This window comes from Alicyclobacillus sacchari (assembly GCF_004366795.1).
GTDB classification, from domain to species: domain Bacteria; phylum Bacillota; class Bacilli; order Alicyclobacillales; family Alicyclobacillaceae; genus Alicyclobacillus; species Alicyclobacillus sacchari.
In genome coordinates this window covers 1-20,813 of sequence record NZ_SORF01000007.1, presented here as the reverse complement: position 1 = coordinate 20,813, position 20,813 = coordinate 1, and the positions used below count along the sequence as shown (strand labels likewise).

The 20,813-nt window shown below is 51.0% G+C and carries 17 protein-coding genes; 9 read left to right on the top strand and 8 right to left on the bottom strand.

The annotated features are described in order from the left end of the window. Positions 1 to 233: 233 nt before the first annotated feature. Together C7445_RS08325 and C7445_RS08320 are read right to left on the bottom strand one after the other, a co-directional pair. Positions 234 to 782, bottom strand: coding sequence for a glycerol-3-phosphate responsive antiterminator (locus C7445_RS08325; RefSeq protein ID WP_134159616.1), 549 nt, complete (start codon positions 780 to 782; stop codon positions 234 to 236). A 3-nt stretch (positions 783 to 785) separates the two neighbouring features. After that, on the bottom strand, positions 786 to 1,790 hold the full coding sequence (locus tag C7445_RS08320; RefSeq protein ID WP_243835087.1) for a LacI family DNA-binding transcriptional regulator: 1,005 nt from the start codon (positions 1,788 to 1,790) through the stop codon (positions 786 to 788). A 304-nt stretch (positions 1,791 to 2,094) separates the two neighbouring features. Between C7445_RS08320 and C7445_RS08315 the strand changes: the two genes are divergently transcribed. Continuing rightward, positions 2,095 to 5,472 (top strand): alpha-L-arabinofuranosidase, encoded by a 3,378-nt coding sequence (locus tag C7445_RS08315; protein WP_134159614.1) that lies wholly within the window; start codon positions 2,095 to 2,097, stop codon positions 5,470 to 5,472. A gap of 57 nt (positions 5,473 to 5,529) precedes the next feature. Here the strand turns inward: C7445_RS08315 and C7445_RS08310 are convergent, their stop codons facing one another. Next, positions 5,530 to 6,153, bottom strand: coding sequence for a LysE/ArgO family amino acid transporter (locus C7445_RS08310; protein WP_134159613.1), 624 nt, complete (start codon positions 6,151 to 6,153; stop codon positions 5,530 to 5,532). A gap of 182 nt (positions 6,154 to 6,335) precedes the next feature. On the opposite strand from C7445_RS08310, the gene C7445_RS08305 reads away from it, so the two are divergent. Beyond that, on the top strand, positions 6,336 to 6,758 hold the full coding sequence (locus C7445_RS08305; protein ID WP_134159612.1) for an acyl-CoA thioesterase: 423 nt from the start codon (positions 6,336 to 6,338) through the stop codon (positions 6,756 to 6,758). A gap of 46 nt (positions 6,759 to 6,804) precedes the next feature. On the opposite strand, the gene C7445_RS08300 is transcribed toward C7445_RS08305, so the two are convergent. Together C7445_RS08300 and C7445_RS08295 are read right to left on the bottom strand one after the other, a co-directional pair. Next, positions 6,805 to 7,437: an MBL fold metallo-hydrolase gene (locus C7445_RS08300; protein WP_134159611.1), complete on the bottom strand. Its 633-nt coding sequence runs from the start codon at positions 7,435 to 7,437 to the stop codon at positions 6,805 to 6,807. A gap of 31 nt (positions 7,438 to 7,468) precedes the next feature. Continuing rightward, positions 7,469 to 8,035: a cysteine hydrolase family protein gene (locus tag C7445_RS08295; RefSeq protein ID WP_134159610.1), complete on the bottom strand. Its 567-nt coding sequence runs from the start codon at positions 8,033 to 8,035 to the stop codon at positions 7,469 to 7,471. Between the two features lie 221 nt (positions 8,036 to 8,256). Between C7445_RS08295 and C7445_RS08290 the strand changes: the two genes are divergently transcribed. The 4 genes from C7445_RS08290 to C7445_RS08275 all read left to right on the top strand — a co-directional run bounded on the left by C7445_RS08290 (position 8,257) and on the right by C7445_RS08275 (position 13,080). Continuing rightward, positions 8,257 to 9,348 carry a BMP family lipoprotein gene (locus C7445_RS08290; RefSeq protein WP_134159609.1) on the top strand — a complete coding sequence of 364 codons (1,092 nt, stop codon included), beginning with the start codon at positions 8,257 to 8,259 and terminating at the stop codon, positions 9,346 to 9,348. Between the two features lie 143 nt (positions 9,349 to 9,491). Then, complete coding sequence (locus C7445_RS08285; RefSeq protein WP_134159608.1) at positions 9,492 to 11,018, top strand: ABC transporter ATP-binding protein; 1,527 nt, start codon at positions 9,492 to 9,494, stop codon at positions 11,016 to 11,018. Next, a complete protein-coding gene (locus C7445_RS08280; RefSeq protein WP_134159607.1) occupies positions 11,015 to 12,085 on the top strand; it encodes an ABC transporter permease in 1,071 nt (356 codons plus the stop codon). The genes C7445_RS08285 and C7445_RS08280 overlap by 4 nt, the downstream gene beginning before the upstream one ends. Positions 12,086 to 12,159: 74 nt before the next feature. Continuing rightward, entirely contained in the window at positions 12,160 to 13,080 is a 921-nt protein-coding gene (locus tag C7445_RS08275; RefSeq protein WP_134159606.1) for an ABC transporter permease, read from the top strand. 98 nt (positions 13,081 to 13,178) lie between these two features. Here the strand turns inward: C7445_RS08275 and gndA are convergent, their stop codons facing one another. Then, positions 13,179 to 14,612 carry an NADP-dependent phosphogluconate dehydrogenase gene (gndA, locus tag C7445_RS08270; RefSeq protein ID WP_134159605.1) on the bottom strand — a complete coding sequence of 478 codons (1,434 nt, stop codon included), beginning with the start codon at positions 14,610 to 14,612 and terminating at the stop codon, positions 13,179 to 13,181. A gap of 257 nt (positions 14,613 to 14,869) precedes the next feature. Here gndA and C7445_RS08265 point away from each other — a divergent pair, with 257 nt between their 5' ends. The 3 genes from C7445_RS08265 (at position 14,870) to C7445_RS08255 (ending at position 18,627) form a co-directional block, all read left to right on the top strand. Further along, complete coding sequence (locus C7445_RS08265; protein ID WP_134159604.1) at positions 14,870 to 15,718, top strand: methyl-accepting chemotaxis protein; 849 nt, start codon at positions 14,870 to 14,872, stop codon at positions 15,716 to 15,718. Positions 15,719 to 16,235: 517 nt separating this feature from the next. Then, positions 16,236 to 18,005: a peptide ABC transporter substrate-binding protein gene (locus tag C7445_RS08260; RefSeq protein WP_243835066.1), complete on the top strand. Its 1,770-nt coding sequence runs from the start codon at positions 16,236 to 16,238 to the stop codon at positions 18,003 to 18,005. 424 nt (positions 18,006 to 18,429) lie between these two features. Next, the gene (locus C7445_RS08255) at positions 18,430 to 18,627 is read left to right on the top strand and encodes a hypothetical protein (protein ID WP_134159603.1); all 198 of its coding nucleotides are present in this window, start codon (positions 18,430 to 18,432) and stop codon (positions 18,625 to 18,627) included. Positions 18,628 to 18,913: 286 nt separating this feature from the next. On the opposite strand, the gene C7445_RS08250 is transcribed toward C7445_RS08255, so the two are convergent. Further along, positions 18,914 to 20,164, bottom strand: coding sequence for an L-lactate permease (locus tag C7445_RS08250; protein ID WP_134159602.1), 1,251 nt, complete (start codon positions 20,162 to 20,164; stop codon positions 18,914 to 18,916). Beyond that, positions 20,076 to 20,396 (bottom strand): hypothetical protein, encoded by a 321-nt coding sequence (locus C7445_RS14990; RefSeq protein WP_424923001.1) that lies wholly within the window; start codon positions 20,394 to 20,396, stop codon positions 20,076 to 20,078. The genes C7445_RS08250 and C7445_RS14990 overlap by 89 nt, the downstream gene beginning before the upstream one ends. Positions 20,397 to 20,813: the final 417 nt, after the last annotated feature.

Below are 20,813 nucleotides of genomic sequence, written 5' to 3'. Positions count from 1 at the left end.
GGAAAACAGGAATTTTTGAAGAAAATACAGGTGGATTTCCGTCCTGTAGGGATTTTGGTTTCTAAACCTGAAATCCCCTCAAAGCTTGGGGTGAAGTCGTTTTTTATACCCCGAAATCCCTTGCCCTACAAGGACTTAGAAATCTGCAAAAGGCTCATACTTTATTTCCCATCCATATCATGCATGGATATCTATCCATTGGTCCTCACAACTGTCCAGCCTACGCGAGCGCATTAGGACTCCCACAGTTCTTTGACTGACGATGTTACGGCAGTGGCACCTGCCGCCAAGGCTGCTTCCACTTCGTCCCTGGTACGAATGAATCCGCCGGCCAGAATCGGAATCTTCGTCCTCTCGCGGATCTCGGCAATCAGATGCGGCAGCAAGCCAGGCAACACCTCGAGGTAATCTGGATTTGCCTGATCCAGGATGCGATAACTCGTACGCAGGCTGTGCGAGTCGATAAGAAAAACGCGTTGCACCGCAAGCACACCTTGTCTCTTCGCGGTTGCAATCACAGAGGCATGCGTGGAGATGAGGCCAAAAGGGCGGATCATTTGGCACAAAAACTGTGTCGCAGCCTCGTCGTGTTTTAGCCCTTGAATTAAATCTGCATGCAGAATCACCTTTTTCTGATGCTTATTTGCCATGCGCACCAGACTGGGCAAGGCAGACAGATTGCTTTCGAGCAACACGACGTACGTGGAATGGCCGTCCATCAACGACTCGTAATCTTTTAAGCTGCGCACAGCCGGCAATACCGCTTGCCCGTCAAAATGCATCGCTTACGATCCCGCCCTTTCAACAGATGCGCGCTCCACAACGATAGGCGAGATCCACTCGACAGCAGCCGCTAGCTCTTCTCCCTTAATCATTGTCATCAACATACTGGCCGCCCTCTGTCCCTGCTCAAACACAGGCTGTTGAATCGTCGTCAAGGCTGGGCTGCTAGCCTCAGCAACGTCGGTATCGTCAAAACCGAGGATGGAAATGTCATGCGGCACGTTCAATCCAACTTCCGATGCGGCCCGCAATGCGCCAATGGCCATATAGTCGTTAAAACAGAATATGGCGCTGGGTTTCTTGTCCGCGTCCAAAATGCGCTTCATGCCCGCATAACCGCTCTCGATATCAAAGTCCCCTTGCTGCACCCACACGCTCTTCCATGCTAAATCGAGCTCCTGCATCGTCTGATAGGCAGACTGCATCCGCAAAACGTTGTCGACATGTTCTACCGGCCCCGCGATCATTCCAATCTCACGATGTCCCTGCGCGTGAAGATAGCGAATGGCCAAGTTTACACCTTTCATTTGATCGATTGCGACACAATGGCGAGGCTTAGTGGCCGGATCAGATTGCATAAATACCACTGGAAAGTCATGTGGGAGATCTCGCATGATCTGCTCCGTAACGCCCGAAAATTGCGGAAGCACAAGCATGCCATCGACGGCATGCTCCAAGGCCTTTTTGATTAACACGTCAATGGTAGACGGAGTGATGATATCGAACTGCATAGAATACCCGTCGCTGGCCAAGACCTTTGAGATGCCCGCCAACATAGGAAACAGGTAGCCGTTGAGTCGTGGATCCAGGCTTGGGTTCACAATGTAAAAACCGATCGAAAACACTTTGCCTGCGCGCAGGCTACGTGCGCTCAGTTTCGGATGATAGTTCAGTGCTTGCGCTGCCTCCAAAACGCGCCGCAGCGATTCCTCGCTGACGCGCTTGCCGTTTAACGCCCACGACACAGTTGTCGGAGACACTCCCGCCAAACGTGCGATGTCCTTCACCGTCGCCAACTGTCAAATCCCCCCTTGTATACATGCTCACTTCAAGACTGACCCGTTGTTCAGCCTGCATGGTTATACCCTTGACGATGGCGATGGTGAACCCATACAGGTTTGCTAATTGACATTATAGACGAATGACGCTATAACGAAAGTAAATCGATTTTGCTAAATCGATTTAGGGATTTATTGAATGCGCTTACAGACATGCCAATTCTCTCTTCTAAGGGGTGATCGAGTTCTAGGGCTCCAAAACAATGCAACAACCGTTGTGGTTACAACCATACCCATTCCAGGGGGGGTACATTTGAAGAGGCAAATTGCCACGGCCGCAGCCGCGTGGTTGGCCATCGGGACGATGTTGATTCCAACCGCATTGGCGTCTGACTCGGCAGTCAAAGACTCTGTACATGCTGTAAAGCACTCATCAGCAGGGCGCCCATCCTTATATACCACCAACAAGAAGGCCCTCGACAACCAACCAAGCTCAGCCACAGGAAACGCGCTGGTCACCCATTTCACAACAAACATCTCTGCCATCCATGACGCACTGACGCTAACAGAACTACAAGCCGTCAAAAATGCCGCTACCGATACACAAAATCTCACCGGTGCCGACTGGAAAGCGATCGTCTATCCAAGTGAGTCATCTATTTCGGCCTCTCAACAAGCGATGGTGCAGGCGCTCAACGCTGTCATCCATCTGTTTACGTTCGGATCCGCCGCGGTGGACGGCGAAAATGTGCAACAATCGCTCACAGCGATTCAAGCAGCCGTGCCACAACTCAATCCACAAACCGTGTATCGCTTATATATGAGCTTCCTTGCAAGTATTGGCGGACAATCGAAGACCATTCTCGCTGGCCAAACCGATTCGCAAGTGATGGCAGAGGCATGGAAGAGCGCGGTCACCATGAATCCGGATATCCTCATCCTTCTTCAGAAATTCGGGATCACGCCCGATGGTCTTGGCCAAATTTGGTCTGCGTATGAGAGTAGAGTCGATTCGAGCGGCGCGGCGCAAAGTGGCTTTTTAACGCGTGTAGTGACCAACTATCTTAAGGTTGGCGCACCGACTGGGCATGCCACCGTGACGGTCAATGCGGCGTCCAGTACCGGCACCATACCCACCACCGCATTTGGCATCAACGCAGCTGTCTGGGACAGCGGCCTTGAAAACCCGACATTGATCTCCCTCACCAAAGCATTGGCGCCCGATTTGCTGCGCTATCCAGGCGGATCGATATCCGATAATTACGACTGGGAGACCAATACGCGCAACGACGGAGGCTACGTCAATCCGGACGACACGTTTGATCACTTTATGACATTCGCCCACAACACAGGGTCTCAGCCCATCATCACAGTCAACTACGGCACAGGCACACCCGCTGAAGCGGCGGCATGGGTCAAGTACGCCAATGTCACCAACCACTATAACGTCAAGTACTGGGAAATCGGCAACGAGATATATGGCAACGGCTACTACAACGGCAACGGCTGGGAAGCGGACGATCACGCTGTGCAAGGCAAGCCCGAGAAAGGCAATCCAGGGTTGAGCCCACAGACGTACGCAAGCAACGCAGAACAGTATATCCAGCAAATGAAAGCTCAAGATCCGTCAATTCAGATTGGCGCGGTCCTGACCATGCCGTACAACTGGCCGTGGGGCGCTACGGTCAATGGTAACGACGATTGGAATTCCACCGTGCTCAAAGCCATTGGCAAGGACATCGATTTTGTCGATGTGCACTGGTACCCCGAGTCACCAGGACAGGAGACCGACGCAGGGCTGCTGGCCGATACGGACCAAATTCCGGCCATGATTACCGAACTACGCAAGGAAATCGACGAATATGCCGGATCCAACGCAAAGAACGTCCAGATTTTCGTAACGGAGACAAACAACACTTCGTCAACACCTGGACAGCAGTCGAACAATCTGGTGAATGCGCTCTATTTGGCTGACGATCTCACCGGGTTCGTGCAAGCTGGCGTACAAAACGTCGACTGGTGGGACCTTCTCAACAGTGCAGGCGATGGCTATAACAGCCCGACACTGTATGGCCAAAATTTGTTTGGCGACGAAGGGCTTCTATCCTCTGGCCAGACCTCGCCAAAGGGCGCTGTAGAACCACCGGCTGACACTCCGTTGCCCACGTACTACGGCTATCAAATGGTTGCAGACTTCGCAAAGCCAGGCGACACCATGTTGGGAACTCTATCATCGGCAAGCGAGATCGACACACATGCCGTTAAGCTGCCCAATGGAGATCTCTCCCTCATGCTCGTCAACCGTGACCCAAGCAACATTTACGACGTCTCGCTCAATTTGGAGGGTTACTCGCCTGCCTTGATCGAGAAATCAGAGATTTACGGCGAAGGCAGTCCATCGGTGACCAACACCGCGCAACTTCCCTTTACGAATACGGTCAAACTTCCGCCATACTCGGTCACTGACCTGCTGCTCAAACCCGCCTTGCCCGGAGTCACCAAGCAGCAAATATCGGATCACACCACGATCTCCGCAAGCAGCATCGCAGCCGGGCAAACCGAGACGATCACATCCACCTTCACCAACCATGGCGGTTACGTGCCGGATGCGACGCTCGATCTCGAAGTATATGACGCAACGGGAGATCTCGTCGCACAGCAAATCGTGCCCCATGTGTCACTACCCTCCGGTGGATCGAAAGAGGTGACATGGAATTGGGTTACACCGAACAACCAACAGACGTTTACGGTAGAGGCATACGCCTTTAGCGCGATCGGCGGCTTGGTCTACGACGCAGATCGCAGTGCTGCGACATTCGCCGTCACACCCCCGCCGCTGACCAAGTACGGAGACATCGTCGCCACGAATACAGAGGTGACCGTTTCCGGCGCAGATGAAGGCACGTACAACATTCCGGATAACAATGGCCAGTACCAAAACGGACCTACGATCAAGATTTCACCTGGCGATACGGTGACCATCACAACGACGTTTAAGAACGTCTCATCGTTTGACTTTCTTCAGAACGCCATACTCGATATGGAGATTGACCCGGGCGCGTTCCAGTACTTTACGCAAAGTAACAACCTGGCGCCCGGACAAACGATCACGCTGACGAAAACGTGGATAGTGCCGTCATCTCTCGCGTCAGGCAACTACGAACTTGGATTTCAGGCTGACAATAACAACTCGTGGGGCGGATCGAACAACTGCTATTACCAGCCAAACGTCGCGACATTCGCCATGACCAACACAAATGGGGCCAAGCCTGCTGCCAAGTATGGGGACATCGTCACAGGCGACACAACGATTCGTGTGAACGATACCGTCTACAACGTTCCGGCGCCCGATAGCAGCGGACACTACCCAAGTGGAACCAGCGTCGCGGTTCACCCTGGCGATACGGTGACCATCACAACGACGTTCAAGAACGTCTCGTCCTCTGATTACCTCCAAGACGGGTTATTGGACATTGAAGTGGATGATTCATCCGGCGCCGCGTTCCAGCAAACTGTTCAACATGTCACACTCAATCCCAATGACACAAAAACGGTCTCGGTGACTTGGAATGTGCCATCATCCCAAGCGAATGGAACGTATTCGATGGTGTTCCAGGCTTTTGACAACAGTGACTGGACAGGAAACTGTTACTACACCAATGGCGGCGTGGCAGATGTTGATATCGGATGAATATGAAGTGCCATTTGTCGTGCAGGGCTGACCATTTCGTGGTCAGCCCTTTCGCAACTACCGAAAGGTAGAAAGAATGTATCCAAGGTAAACCGCTGAAGCACACATCATCAGCGCCGACAGACGATTGATGATGCGTTTCGTACCCATGCCCGCAGCGGCTCGGCTAGCCATGTGCCCAATGGTCATTAAGACGAAGAACCAAATCCATGATACAGCCGCACATGCCGCACCAAACGCCAGTTTCGTTGACCATGCTGTGTATACGGTTGCACTGCCGCCAATGACGGCTAAGGTATCGAGCAAAGCATGCGGGTTAAGCAATGAAACCGAGGCGGCAAACGTCACTTGACGCTTTATGTTCCAAACACCCTGATCACCTTGATCTGTATCCCTTGGCTCCTCCCGCCACGTCGCCCAGCCCATATACAGTAAAAAACAAATCCCGACGATCCCGAATGCCAAGCGTAACCAGATGATATGAAATGCGGCCGCTGAAACCCCCAGAACCGCCAACGCGATGAGCAGCGTGTCGCAAAGAGCTGCTGCAACCACGGCCGGTGCCGCGCCTAGCCAGCGTTTGTGCATGGCACCCTGACTGAGCAAAAAACCATTTTGCATGCCGATTGGCATAATGAGTGCAATCGAGAGAAGAAGCCCGTGCAGGGCGGCTGCAAGCATTTCCTACCACCTCCGCATCCAGACCATTGTTCTGTTCATATGTATCCAGTAATGAATATATCATACAGAAGTGTGAACCATAGTAGGGATGAAAGCGCCCACCTGCTTCGCTACAATGTTCCTAGTAAGGAAATGCAGCAGGGATAGTTTTCCACATGCTGGCTCATAAGGAGGAAGTGCCATTGAAACACGAAACCCGTATTCGCGTCCGCTTCAGCGACACGGATCTGAATGGCCATGTCAACAACGCGGTTTACGCCACTTACATGGAAGAGTCCCGCATCGCTTTTGTGCGCGACATTTTTCCGGATGAGAAACTTTCGTTAGTCTTGGCATCGCTGCACATCGACTATCGAGCACAAACCTATTATCCAGAACATCAGTGGGTTGTTGCGACAACGTGGCTGACTCGTATAGGGCGCTCCAGTTTTGAGTTTTACTGTGAAATCTGCAGTGAAGAAGGTGTGTTGCTCTGCGAGGGTACGGCCGTCGTGGTGAACTTCGACTTTGCAAAGCAAACAAGCCAGCCGTTATCCGATGAAGTCAAGGCGCGATTGTCACAATATCTCGTGGCAAAAGAGGATCGCGATCCGACCCATGTGTAAATCAAGAAACCACGACGCAACTTGTCGTGGTTCCTCCTCTCCCCAACTACTCCAGTAACGCTTCCCACAATGATCCCCGTCGAACGGGCTCACCGTGAGCAGGACAAACCCAATCAAACGGCAACTTGCCCACTTCGTGCAAGGAACGTTTGAGCGCTGCCTTGTCCCAAGTGAGCATTCCAGGTGATTTTTTAAGCCTTCCCCCGCGAGTTGTCACGAGATCGCCCGCCAATAACACGTCACCCATGCGCAGGCAGACATGCCCGGGCGTATGACCAGGGGTGGGAATGATTTCGAGATCGCCGACATGCCGACCGGGATCCAAGACTTCATCAATTCTCGGCCTATCGACCCTCATCATGCGTCCGATGAGGCGGCGAATGCCAGGAGCCCGTTCATCGCCGTGGATGTACGGAATGTCGTCTGCGGGCGCCCACAGCGTTGCGCCGGATATCTCCTTTAGATACTTGGCATTACCGATGTGATCAACGTCCTGGTGCGTCAAGACAATATGCGCGAGATCATCCGGCCTCATGCCCAGCTTCGCCAATGCCGATACGATCTCGCCCCCTCGCCCCGGCATGCCCGTGTCGATGAGGACTGGCTCTTGCCGCAATACAAGGTAGCAATAACTACCCTTTGTGCACTCGAGAAGATGCACATGTGGCGCAATCTCCATCCGCCGCCCCTCCTCCGGAGACCATATTGTCTCAAGCCAGCGTATTCGCCCACTCCTCGACCGTCATCACGTCCGCCTGGCGAGGGAAGACCTTCTCGACAAGAACCTGATGCACTTCGGGGTCGCCATCGAGACATGCGTCTTTGAGCACCGTGATCGCATAATCTTTGTCCGCCGCTTCCCGTACAGTGGAAAGCACCACGCCGCTGGTGGCGATCCCGCACAGCACCAGATTTGTGATGCCTTTTGCGCGCAAGATGACTTCCAAATTACTTCCCGCAAACGCACTTACGCGATACTTCGTAACCACGGGCTCGCCGGACTGAGGCATGACGGAGTCGTGAATCTGCGTACTTGCGTCAGCAATGGTCATGCCGCCAGCTTGGGCTAGATGGGAAAACATCTTGTTGCGGGGACCTGCTTCGGGATACCCTTCACTAAACGCAACACGGACGAAAATAACTGAAACTCCCGCCTTGCGCGCAGCACTTACAGCTCGTTGAAACGGTTGTAGTGTGGACTCGTCTTTCATGTAGCGACCTGCGATACCGTTTTGTACATCCATCACGAGCAGCGCAGTTTGGGCATGATGATTCATTTTGTCACAACCTTTCGGACCATAAGTTTAACTGTTCATCGACGCCTCATAGTGTACGCCTTTGTCTGTACCGGTTCAAAATTGTGAAGTTCACGATCCTGCGCTGAATTTGTAGGAGTTTTGTCTTCTAATGTCGAAATTAAGGGCGCAATTTGCGCGAATTGAATGCGAGTAAGAAACAAATTCTTCAAGTATGCAGACATTCAGAGGGGGTTTTCGTGATGAAACAGAGATTTTTGACCGTGGCAGCATCCATGTTGGCACTGACCGCACTTGTTACGGGCTGTGGCACAGGAGCGGCGAGCAACCAGTCGACAACAACCGGATCCAATGGTACGAATGGCACAACGACATCCAACAGCAGCGGAACAACAACGGCTGGAAAGACCATCAAAATTGGTCTCGTCACGGATACCGGAGGTCTGAATGACAACGGCTTTAACCACTTGGCCTATGTCGGCATGACGAATGCACAACACCAATTGAACGGTGTTTCCACAAGTGTGGTACAGTCGCAGTCGGAATCTGACTATGTGCCGAACTTGAGTCACTTCGCACAAAATGGCTACAACCTGGTCATTGCTGTCGGGTACCTCATGGAAGATGCAGTCAAGCAGGTTGCGAAAGAATATCCTAAGACGGATTTTCTCATCATTGACGACAACATCACAGGCATCCCGAACGTGGCTAGCGCCATTTTCCAATCTGAACAGGCTGGTTATCTCGCCGGCGTGGTGGCTGGACTCGTACAGAAGAACCACGAACTCAAAGGCTTGAACACGAAAAATGTGGTAGGGGTTATTGGCGGTCAGGACATCCCCCCAGTGGATACCTATATCGCGGGCTTCCAGCAAGGATTTAAGAAAGAGGATCCAAACGGGAAAGTCCTCTTGCAATACACGAACAGCTTTTCGGATGAAGCTCTCGGCAGCCAATATGCACAGAACGAAATCTCGCAGGGAGCAGACATCATCTTCCCAGTGGCTGGCGGCTGCGGCATAGGTGCCATCAACGCAGCCAACAGCGCGAAAGTATACGCTATTGGTGTCGACACGAATCAGGCTTATCTGGCACCCAAAAGTGTGATCACGAGTGCCACCAAAGGAGTGGACACAGCAGTCTTCGACACCATCAAGGCTGTTCAAAGCGGAACATTTAAGGGGGGCGTCTCCACCTTCAATTTGGCAAATAACGGCGTCGGTATAGCGCCGCTGATGAAAGGCTTGCCACAGTCGGTACAAACTACGGTGAATCAGGTTAAACAACAGATCATCAGTGGCCAGATCAAAGTTTCTACAACGGTTCAAAAGTAATCGTACGCTGTCAAGATGATTTGTTGAACCGCGATGGCGGCCTTTAGTCATCAAGCGCCGCCATCCGTTACGGATAGATCCTGAGCATTGATGGTTTATGTCAGTTATTGCTGGGTCAGAGGAAAGAGAGGTCGGCACCGCGATTGGAGAACTTTTTGGAGATTGTCGACTTGAAGAAATGGTTTCCTGGCGTCAAAGCCAACGACGGAGTGAACTTGACACTGCGCGGCGGAGAAGTGCATGCCATTCTCGGAGAAAACGGCGCAGGCAAATCGACGCTCATGAAAATGATCTACGGACTCCTGGAGCCAACATCCGGAGAGATTCGATTTATGGGGAAAGCGGTACACTTTCGCAGCCCTCGGGAAGCTATTCATGCTGGGATCGGCATGGTTCACCAACATTTTATGCTGATACCCGCGTTGACTGTCGCCGAAAATGTGGTGCTCGGCGATGAACCAGGACGCATCAAGTTTGATCGTAAAGAAGCGCAAAAGCGCGTTCGCGAATTGTCTGAAAAGTATCGACTCGCCATTGATCCATCGGCGAAAGTTGCTGATCTTTCTGTTGGGCTACAACAGCGTGTCGAGATCTTGAAGGCCTTTTACCGCAAAGCAAAGCTCATTATTCTCGATGAACCCACTGCGCTTCTGACTCCGCAAGAGACGCGCGAACTTTTCTCCATTATTCGTGGTTTGAAAGCAGAGGGCGTACCTGTATTGTTTATCAGCCATAAGCTTGACGAAGTTCTGGAGATTAGTGACAGGGTCACGGTCATGCGCGCCGGTAAGACCGTCGAAACGGTGGAAACAAAGGGTGCGACACCACAAACGCTGGCCAATCTGATGGTGGGACGCGAAGTCGTACTACGTGTCGAAAAGAGCGATGCTCATCCGGGCGAGCCGATTTTGCAAGTTCATGACCTACACGTACGCGATTTCGGCAGAATGGAACGCGTCAAGGGTGTCAACTTAGAATTGCGACGCGGAGAAATTCTTGGCCTCGCAGGAATCGACGGCAACGGCCAGTTTGAATTGGCAGATGCCATAGCGGGTTTGCTCAAGCCCGAGCAAGGGCAAATCATCTTCGACGGTGACGACATCACACGCTGGTCCCCTGCTGAGCGCACTGAGCGCGGAATCGCATATGTACCACAGGATCGCCAATTGGATGGACTTGTATTGTCGTTCAATCTCGTCGAAAACACCATTTTACGTGACTTTCGCAAACGCCCCTTTGCAAAGAACGGCGTGATCGACCGGACGGCTGCCACAAACTATACGGAGCGCCTCATTCGGGAATTCGATGTACGCCCACCGGATGCGTCACGCAAGGCTTCCGAGTTGTCAGGGGGAAATCAGCAGAAGGTCATCCTTGCTCGCGAAGTGTCGCGCGATCCGCTCATGTTGATTGCGGCCCAACCAACGCGCGGTTTAGATGTCGGTGCCATCGAAGGTATCCATCGTCAACTCGTACGCTTGCGGGATGAAGGCAAAGGTGTATTGTTAGTGTCGCTCGAATTGGAAGAAATCCTGAGCCTGTCGGATCGCATTGCGGTCATTCATGACGGACGCATCGTCGATATTGTGCCGGGAGCCCAAGCCACAAGGGAGCAAATCGGTCTACTGATGACAGGGTCGCGCGGGCATTCGGAGGTGTCAATGTCTTGAAATCACTACGTTCCATTCTCTTACCCATGGGCGCCTCGGTGTTGGCCATCATCATTGGGGGAATTCTTGTCGCTGCCCTTGGATATAACCCGGTGACCGTGTATGGGTCCCTCATATCAGGCGCGTTTGGAAGTGGTATCAACATTGGAAACACCATTACAGCCAGTCTTCCACTGATCATTGTTGGCCTGGGTATCGCAATTTCATTTCAATCTGGCTTATTCAACATCGGTGCCGATGGCCAGTATTGGATTGGTGCTACGGCTGCCGTCTGGTTTGGCTATCACTTCAACAGCCTTCCCGGTTGGCTGCACATGATCCTCTGTATCGTCGCCGGGATGATCGCAGGGGCGCTATGGGCAGGCATTATTCCTGGCCTCACCAAGGCATACGTCGGTTCGCACGAGGTCATCACAACCATGATGATGAGTTACATCGGCATCTTGTTGGCACGCTATCTCATTGAAGGAGGGCCGATGCAACAGAAGGGCTTTAATCCGCAGTCTCCTGAAATCGCACAGAACACACAGTTCCCGTATTTTACGCAAGGTTTGATGCAATCACAGTTGTCGCTTGTGGCCGTAGCTATCGCCATCATCGCTGTCATCGTGGTATGGTTCTTGCTTTATAAGACCACTCTGGGCTACCAACTGCGCACGGTGGGCCTGAATCAACGAGCTGCACGTTATGCAGGCATCAATGTGAAGTTGTTCACGGTTGTAGCCCTCTGTCTATCAGGCATGTTTGCAGGCCTTGCAGGTGCCGTACAAATGTTGGGTGTCGATCACCGACTTCTCGACGGGTTTTCTTCGAATTATGGCTACACGGCCATTGTGGTGTCTTTGCTCGCACGCAACAACCCGATTGGCGTGATCATTGCGGGACTTTTCTTTGGAGCTCTAACTACAGGTGGACAAAATATGCAAATGGTGTCGAACGTTCCGGCCGCGCTGACCGACGTCCTGACAGGTCTTATCATCTTCTTCGTCGCCTGTGAACGCATCATCCCGCAGGTCATTGGTTGGTACCGTCGGCGCCGTACACTAAAATCCACATCCGCTGCTTGATGAACATCACTCACTGATATAGACGAGACAGGAACAGGTGAGCAGAGACTGAATGAAAAGGAGTGAAATACCCTGTGATCTTCTCCGATCCGGAAATTTGGGCAGCCACTTTGTCCATGGCGGTTCCACTCGCCCTGCCAGCCATCGGAGGTACATTCTCCGAACGCACCGGTGTCGTCAACATCGCTATGGAAGGTATTATGCTGATTGGCGCCTTCTTTGCCGTCGCCTTCTCCTACTGGACAGGGAGTGCCTGGTTAGGCTTGCTCGCCGCCCTGATCTGCGGTGGACTCACAGCCGCCGCACTCGCTTGGGGAGCAATACGCGTCTCTGCTGATCAGACGGTGCTAGGAATGGGCATTAATATCTTTGCTGCGGGCTTGACCACGTTTTTGCTGAACACATTGTTTGGTTTCAACGGTACGCCCATCAGCACACCCAAGCTACCGAATATCAGCATACCTGGCTTAGACAACATTCCGTACATCGGTGTCATCTTTCAGAACCAAAGCATTCTCGTTTACATCATGATTGTTCTGGTGATTGTCTCGCATTGGTTCCTGTTTCATACGCGCCTCGGTTTACGCATGCGATCCGTCGGTGAACATCCATTGGCGGCCGATACACTAGGTATCAACGTGTGGCGCATTCGTTACTTTGGTGTCATTCTGAGTGGTCTGTTCTCGGCACTCGGTGGCGCGTACCTGTCCATCGGCGTCCTCAATGGATTCACCGCCAACATGACAAACGGACGCGGTTACATCGCACTCGCCGCCATGATTTTCGGCAAGTGGACACCACTCGGATCATTTGGTGCAGCGTTGATCTTTGGCTTCTCCACAGCGCTGGGAATCGTCCTGCAAGGTCAAGGCATCTCTTCAAACCTACTGCAGATGATCCCATATGCACTGACCATTCTCGCGCTCGCGGGTCTTGTCGGTCGAGCTGTAGCCCCAGCCGCAGATGGCATACCTTACGATCCTCGCCGCTCATAAAACCCGCCCCGCTCTCGTTGTTGCCGGAGCGGGGTCTTTTCGCTTCATACAGCCAGCTCATCGGATTCATCCGTGATGTACGCCCGAGTCGCTTCCGACTAATTGCGACCAACCGTTGTCTCTGCCTGCATCCAGTGAAAATGAAACACGCCATCTCGATCGACCCGCTTAAATGTGTGTGCTCCAAAATAATCGCGCTGTGCTTGCAGCAAATTCGCAGGCAACGTCGGAGAACGATAGCTATCATAGTACGCCAGGGCACTCGCAAACGCCGGAACCGGTACGCCGTATGTCACCGCCGTGGCCACCACCCTGCGCCATGCCATCTGATAGCGTTCGATCACGCCGCGAAAGTATGGATCAAGCAGGAGATTAGGCAGATTCGCATCGCGATCGTAAGCGTCCTTGATGTTCTGCAAAAACTGAGCACGGATGATGCATCCCCCACGGAAAATCATCGCAATGTTGCCAAGCTCGAGGTTCCATCCATATTCCTCAGAAGCCTGCCGCATCTGAGCGAATCCTTGCGCATACGAGCAAATCTTACTCGCATACAGAGCCTGACGAACATCTTCGATGAAAGCCTCTTTCTCGAGCGCCGCCGCCGGCACATCAGGGCCTCGCAATATCTGGCTCGCCTGTACACGTTCATCCTTCATTGCGGAAAGAAAGCGCGCAAACACACTCTCTGTAATCATCGAAAGCGGTACACCGAGATCGAGTGCACTCTGACTCGTCCACTTGCCCGTACCCTTTTGCCCTGCTGTATCGAGGATGACGTCCACCATCGGCTTCCCCGTATCCGGATCGTACTTGTTAAAAATGTCAGCCGTAATCTCAATCAGATAGCTGTCGAGCTCACCCTGGTTCCACTCGCTGAAAACCGCATGCAGTTCGGGCGCAGAAAGGCCAAGCACGTCTTTCAATAGATGGTACGCCTCACAGATAAGTTGCATATCTCCATATTCGATCCCGTTGTGCACCATCTTGACATAATGGCCTGCGCCGTCGGGCCCAATGTAGGCGCAGCAAGGATCATCGCCTACCTTCGCGGAAATGGCTGTTAAAATCGGCTCCACAAGCGCGTACGCATCGCGCTGACCGCCAGGCATGATGGCCGGACCACGAAGAGCGCCTTCCTCACCGCCAGAAACCCCCGTGCCAATATAGCGGATACCCTTCGCCTCCAAGGCTTGATTGCGCCTCCGAGTGTCCTCGAAAAACGAATTGCCACCGTCGATGACGATGTCGCCTTCGACGAGATACGGCAGTAATTGCGAAATCGCCTCATCCGTGGGCGCCCCCGCCTGCACCATCAAAAGAATTTTACGGGGCGACTCCAAGGAATTGATAAATTCCTCGATAGAGTACGTAGGCCGAATCCGTTTGCCAATTGCCTCTTCTACCAATTCGTCCGTTCGCGTCCGCGATCGGTTATAGACGGAAACCGAAAATCCCCGACTTTCAATGTTGAGTGCCAAGTTCTTGCCCATCACAGCTAATCCGATCACGCCAATGTCCGACTTCTCCATCCACTCGTTACCCCTTTTAGGAAGAATGAAAGACTGGTGTAAGCTATGATATAATATTCTGAAATAAACAACAATAAACCCGAAGGTTTTACTGTGTCGACACAATCATCTGGTTTTGCTACGATACAATTGATGGTTTATTTCTGCTCATATGCCAATTGATTCGTATTGCCTGAATCAATGGGAGGCTCGCCTACTCCCGTGCACAAAACTCGTGACGCAAAACGGATCTTTATCCTGATTTGAGAAGGGTACACATGCATAAGAAACTTCAAGAAGTCCTTCAAGTAGCAGAGATATGGAAGACCAGTTTTTCCGAACCAACTTCCATTCTAGTGACGGATCGAGAACAGGTGCTCATTCATCTTCCAGCCGACTTTGATCGCGCCAATATTCCCCCAAATACACCTTTGAAAAGCCTGGCTAGCAGTGAGGAAGAAAATCGCAGGTTCCTTATCGCCTTTCAAACAGGAAAACCGCAGAGCATTGAAGTTGGCCCTGAGAAATTTGGGTTCCCATTTGTCGTCACCTACAATCCGATTCGGGATGAAGGCCAAACCGTAGGGATGATCATCACCACGACATCTCTCGAAAAGATCGATACATTGCGTGCCATGTCCGACAACCTTGCTGCCACGGTACAGGAAATGAATGCGACCACCGATGAAGTCGCGCAAATGGCTACTATCATCTCCGGGCGATTACAAAGGCTAACCGATGAGTCACAACGAATTGCACAACTTGCCGAAAAGGCATCTAAGGTGATCCATGTAGTTGAGAACTTGGCAAGAGATTCTCATCTGCTTGGCTTAAATGCAGCCATCGAAGCAGCCCGGGCTGGAGAATATGGACGTGGATTCGGAGTCGTCGCAAATGAAATCCGGAAACTAGCAACTGACAGTCAATCTGGATCGAAGGAAATTGTTTTCTTTCTAAAAGAGATCAACGAAAGCACACGAAACAGTTCTGATTCCATTCAGGAGATTGCCGCGACCACACAGGAACATTCGGCATCTCTGCAAGAGTTGAAACAGGCTTTCGAATCCATTTTGGATGTGGTTGAAAAACTCACCGTGGCCGCAAGCATTAGCACTGATGGATGCTGAGTCAACTTGTTAGGATACTGCGTATACAGACGTCCTGCTGGGCCAAAATCGTGTCGAAACAGCAGGGCGGCACTGTTTTCGACCTTCCGCTTTTCACGTGATCTTGAGATTGCAGTCCTGCAAAGCTGAATGATTTCTCCCGGAAAGAGTAACCAACGGCAAAGACAGGGCCTGACGCAGGTGGTATACAAACCAAAACGGTCAAACGTTTACAGACTATAAGCCTGGTGAACGCGATTTGAATTTCCATCAGGCCCCTCCAGCGCTAACTAACAGTATATCCCCCTGCATAATTACACAACCCATGACCATATACGGGGCTGTGCTTTCATTCCCTGGCCCATTTCCAAACAACTTCACTCCATTGATTCATACTGGCTAGTTATCTCCAAAACGATAAAAGTCACCAACGATTAAACCCTTGTCACAGTTCAACTTTTGATGTAGTGTTATCTAGCATATTTATTCAATGGGTTGATTATATATAATACACCTAGTGTTCGAAGGGGAGACATCTATGAACAAGCCCATTCGTGTTACGGTTGCCGGACTTACGACGTCCGCCCTGGTCCTTGGGATGGCCGGCTGTGGAACAAATGCAGTCAACCATGCAAATAACCAATTAACAGCAGGCCAAACTGGTTCGGCGTCAACGGCCACGCCTGAAAAGGGTGGTGTGCTGATCTATGCCCTTCCGCCGGCGACCAATATCACATGGTATTTCCCTATTGAAAATGGATCGAATGATACGGTAGCAAACGCTATGTTGTCTCAACAGTTATACCCTGGGCTGTTCACAATCAATAATCAGGATGCCATCGATTTCCGTAACGGATTCGCAACCAAAATCACGTACAACCCATCGGGCACGGTTTACACAATCTATCTGAAGAAGAACTGGAAATGGTCTGACGGTAAGCCGGTGACTGCACAAGACGTTGTCTGGGATTATAGCCTAATTCAAGCAATGGATGCTCCCAACGCTCCAGCTCCATGGCCCGATTACAACAATGGCAGTGGCGGCATACCTAAAGACGTGAAAAGTGTCACAGCGGTTGGCAACTATATAGTCAAGGTGACATTGAACAAGCCAGTTAACCAGCAATGGTTTATCTACAATGGCATTGGTCAACTGCAGCCACTCCCTGAACATGCTTGGAACAAATACCCTAACGACATTACCAAGGAAATAACCTATTTGGGTAAGGTCGCAACAGATCCGACATTCTTCACAGTCGTTGACGGTCCTTTCAAGCTCCAAAGTGCGGTTTCGAACCGCTCATGGACACTCGTGCCTAACCCCCTGTACGGCGGTCACAAAAGTCTTCTTGGCAAGCTAGTCTTCGAGTACGAAGCCTCGAACGACGCCGAGTTCGCAGCGTTAAAGACTGGTTCTATCAATCTCGGGTACTTAGATCTATCTCAATACGGTTCGGAGAGAGAGCTTACATCCATGGGCGATACCATTGAACCCGGATACTCGCTCGGTTATAACTTTGTGAACGTCAACTTTTTGAAAGGATCACCTCTTTATTCAGCAATGAAGGATCTCAAAGTTCGACAAGCGCTGGAAATGGGGATTGATCAAACTACCATCGATAATGATATCTATCATGGTTACGCACCACCGCAATATGGCCCTATTCCAAATGTGCCAAAAACGGTATTTTACGATCCGAAGCTCTCCAAACCAATTTACCCGTATAATCCGGGCAAAGCCATCAAATTGCTCGAATCTGACGGGTGGAAATTGGTAAACGGTGTCATGACAAAAAATGGCCAGCAATTGAAGTTCGACATGTTATACCCTTCAGGAAGTGAATCGTATACACAGACGGCCGAGCTAATGGCACAGGACTGGGCAAAGATGGGGGTTATCGCAACCTTAAAGCCCGAGCCGTTTGCAACCGAAATCAGCACCATGACCAACACCAACGATCCCGGCGGCTGGGTTGCCGCAGCCGAAACCGGTATTTTCTACGGTGGAACGTATCCCTCTGGCGAATCGCAATTTGAACCAGGGGCAATGGATGATTACGGATATGAAGACCCGACGGAGGATAAGCTGATTGCGAAGACAATTGAACCTTCATCATCAGCTGCGGAGACGAAGAAAAACTTCTTTGCCTACGAGGAATATACCGCGAAAATGGTTCCTGTTTTGTGGACAAATGAGGTTGCGAATTTGACCGTGGTAACACCACAGGTGCACAATGCGACGCCGGATTACTTAATCCCAACAACTGGGTACCCGATGTTTAATTATCTGTGGGTGTCGAAGAATTAATTTGGGTTTACAATGTATCCGCCTAAATTGAATAGCGTTTAAAGGATGGCTGCTCCCAATTCTGTGGGCAGTCATTTAACAGCAGCGCCAGCCATTTTCAAGATCGATTTCTGTTTTGTACAAACACGATTTTTGCAACAATCTGAGTGTCTTTTGTATCCCGTCCATTGTCAACATCAATGAGACGGGATTTTTCCTTTTCTGGCACTTCCCCGCCGTAGCGTACAATTTCTTCAGCATCACGCGACGTCCTTTGAGCTCAAGTTTGACAGTAAAACGCCTCGTGAGGATATCCGAACCGCGCTACAGCGCGGTTTTTTCGTCGTTTGGGGGCGTTTTGTTTGCGAAAATGTAGGTCAAACTTTTTTCGTGAAATCTTTGATACATAAGCGAATTTTTAATATGATTGTGGATATAAATCCCTGTGGCGGTGATCCTCTTGTTCGCGCAAATTGTATCCACAAAGAAGCCCGATGGTAAGACCTACCAGTATCTCCACATCGTTGAGTCCTACCGTGAAGGTCGGACGGTCAAGAAGCGGCGTGTCGCAAGCCTGGGGATTCCGACGCCGAACAAGACCTTGTCGGTGACGAAAGCACAACACATGACGTCTGCCGAGTAAACCGCACAAGATGCCACAAGACGAATCGATCTCCAACGAGCCCCGCAGCCACGCAGGGCTAAAGTGCGTGTGGTACAAACTTGCCCTTACAATCCACGCCATATCAAGCGTACTGTCAAACTTGAGTGAAAGACGACGAACTATACCGAAAACTTAGAGCGCAGGAATAACTCCTCCGCGTTTTTACACGATGAGCACCCCAGATTCAGCCGAAGTGTTGGTGACGGTACAGGTGGTACGTTGATTTCTTTGCTAACGCCAGCAATACGCGGGCGGCAAGCACGGATCAATGATAATAGATTATGTTAATGCCTACGGCACAGATGGTGATTATCACAATGGCCAAGATGCCTAGCGGAACCGTTCGGCGTGTTAATGTCCCTTCCCTCCCGGCTAAGTCAGTGATGGAAGCTGCGAGTGCAATGCGTGACGGAGACTCCATCGTTAAATTAGAAGCTGCCACATTCTGTGTTACTGCATACAGCAAAGGAGACTGATGCAATTCATGCGCCATCATACTTTGAAGCGGTGCAAACATTGCGTTTGAAGCCGAATTGCTACCGGTAATCAGCCCCCCTAGCCCACCTATGATCGGTGAGACGAGAAGAAATCCACTTCCAACCCATAGTGCTAGATTGTGAGAAAAGGAGTCGGTCATCCTAGCCTGTTGCATCACTGTTGACATCGCCACAAATCCAACCGTGGAAATAGCAGCAGGGTATACCTGCTTCAACGTCCTGAGTGCACAGTCCCGGATTTGAGCCCAAGAAAGCCTATACATCACAATACCTACAATTGACGCCATAAGTAGAGCGAAACCTGGACTATAAAGTAGTTCAAGTTGAAACTGAAGTGATGGTACCCTCCATACGAGTACAGTATGCAACCATCGGTACAACGGAGGCCACAGGTTTGCGGCCAAGCTGAACACGATCAGGAAACCATAAGGGAGTACGGACTTCCAAAGCGGTAAGTCCGCGTTATCTTCTTTGGCCGCTGCGGTTTGCTTAATCGTTGGATTTATTCTCAATGATGTAATTCGAAAATAGATCAACAACAATGAAGCCGTCACGAAACCGGCCAGCACACCAGCCAATGGCGGGGAGACATAAGCATTCGCGGCCCATGTGGATACACTTAGAGATGCCCACAAAAAGAGAATTGTGAGAGCATTCCTCCATACCGTTCTCCAGCCGCCAGCAATACAAACTACTGCGATCGTATAGATCAAGTAAAGTGGAATTGTGAAGAGAGCACTTCCTACTCCCAAAGCCTTGAGTGATACATTTGAGAGTTCAGCATTGAGTACTGTTCCAACTGCCAAAGCCCCCCAAGGTACCGCTGATTGTGTGAGCAACGACAGAATCGCTGCTTTCGACGGTTCAAATCCCATTGCCAAGTACAATGGCGCTGCAATGACTATACCGATGCCAAAGCCTGTCGTGGCTTCAAGGAACAGTCCTAACGCGGCAGAAATAAGTAATGCTTGTTGAACAGGGGTTTGTGCATAACGTGCGAAGAGACTGGAAAAAAACATCCATAGCTCGTCCTTCGCGAAGGACGTTGTATAGGAATAATCCAAACACCAGGACGTATATCACGATGAGCGCAAGCAACAGCCCCTTGACTGAAGCTAACATGATCGATTTTGCAGACGTATAAAATTTCCAATGGATAGCCGCAATAAGTACCGACAGAATATACGACAATCCAGCGGTCTTAACGCTCGATAATTTGAATCCTACCAGACAAATAAGTGTGAAAAGCACTGGTAGTACCGCAATAATCGTATATAAGATAGTCACCTTATCCAACACCCCGCCTGCTGAGCATTGTGCAAAGCACGGTTTTCGGATTGTATGCCGGGCTTGATATGGAGTGACGAGCGGATAGCCCAAGGGAATAGCTAGGGCTCCGGGTCTAATTAGCCCCGATAGCGCGGATTCACGCCCGTAGCTCCATATCAAGCGCAGCAGCGTGGAACATGGGATTGTCAACAACGGATTTAATTCCTCAAAAAAATCGGGTTGATTTCCCCAAAAACACCGGTTTGGATTTCCTCAAAACCATCGCTTAAAATTCCCCGGACATATTGAGTGGTCAGCTGTGTTCGACGGATACCGGAGAAAGCCAAGGGCGGTGATGTACTCCGACCTGGCGAAATTCATGCCTGCTTCCGTACGCAC

Bases quoted from the DNA above. Each gene is read 5' to 3' on its own strand.
- C7445_RS08300 (WP_134159611.1), bottom strand. From the start codon at position 7,437: ATGGAGATTGCGCCACATGTGCATCTTCTCGAGTGCACAAAGGGTAGT.
- C7445_RS08325 (WP_134159616.1), bottom strand. From the start codon at position 782: ATGCATTTTGACGGGCAAGCGGTATTGCCGGCTGTGCGCAGCTTAAAA.
- C7445_RS08250 (WP_134159602.1), bottom strand. From the start codon at position 20,164: ATGTTTTTTTCCAGTCTCTTCGCACGTTATGCACAAACCCCTGTTCAA.
- C7445_RS08260 (WP_243835066.1), top strand. From the start codon at position 16,236: ATGAACAAGCCCATTCGTGTTACGGTTGCCGGACTTACGACGTCCGCC.
- gndA (WP_134159605.1), bottom strand. From the start codon at position 14,612: ATGGAGAAGTCGGACATTGGCGTGATCGGATTAGCTGTGATGGGCAAG.
- C7445_RS08290 (WP_134159609.1), top strand. From the start codon at position 8,257: ATGAAACAGAGATTTTTGACCGTGGCAGCATCCATGTTGGCACTGACC.
- C7445_RS08310 (WP_134159613.1), bottom strand. From the start codon at position 6,153: ATGCTTGCAGCCGCCCTGCACGGGCTTCTTCTCTCGATTGCACTCATT.
- C7445_RS08295 (WP_134159610.1), bottom strand. From the start codon at position 8,035: ATGAATCATCATGCCCAAACTGCGCTGCTCGTGATGGATGTACAAAAC.
- C7445_RS08265 (WP_134159604.1), top strand. From the start codon at position 14,870: ATGCATAAGAAACTTCAAGAAGTCCTTCAAGTAGCAGAGATATGGAAG.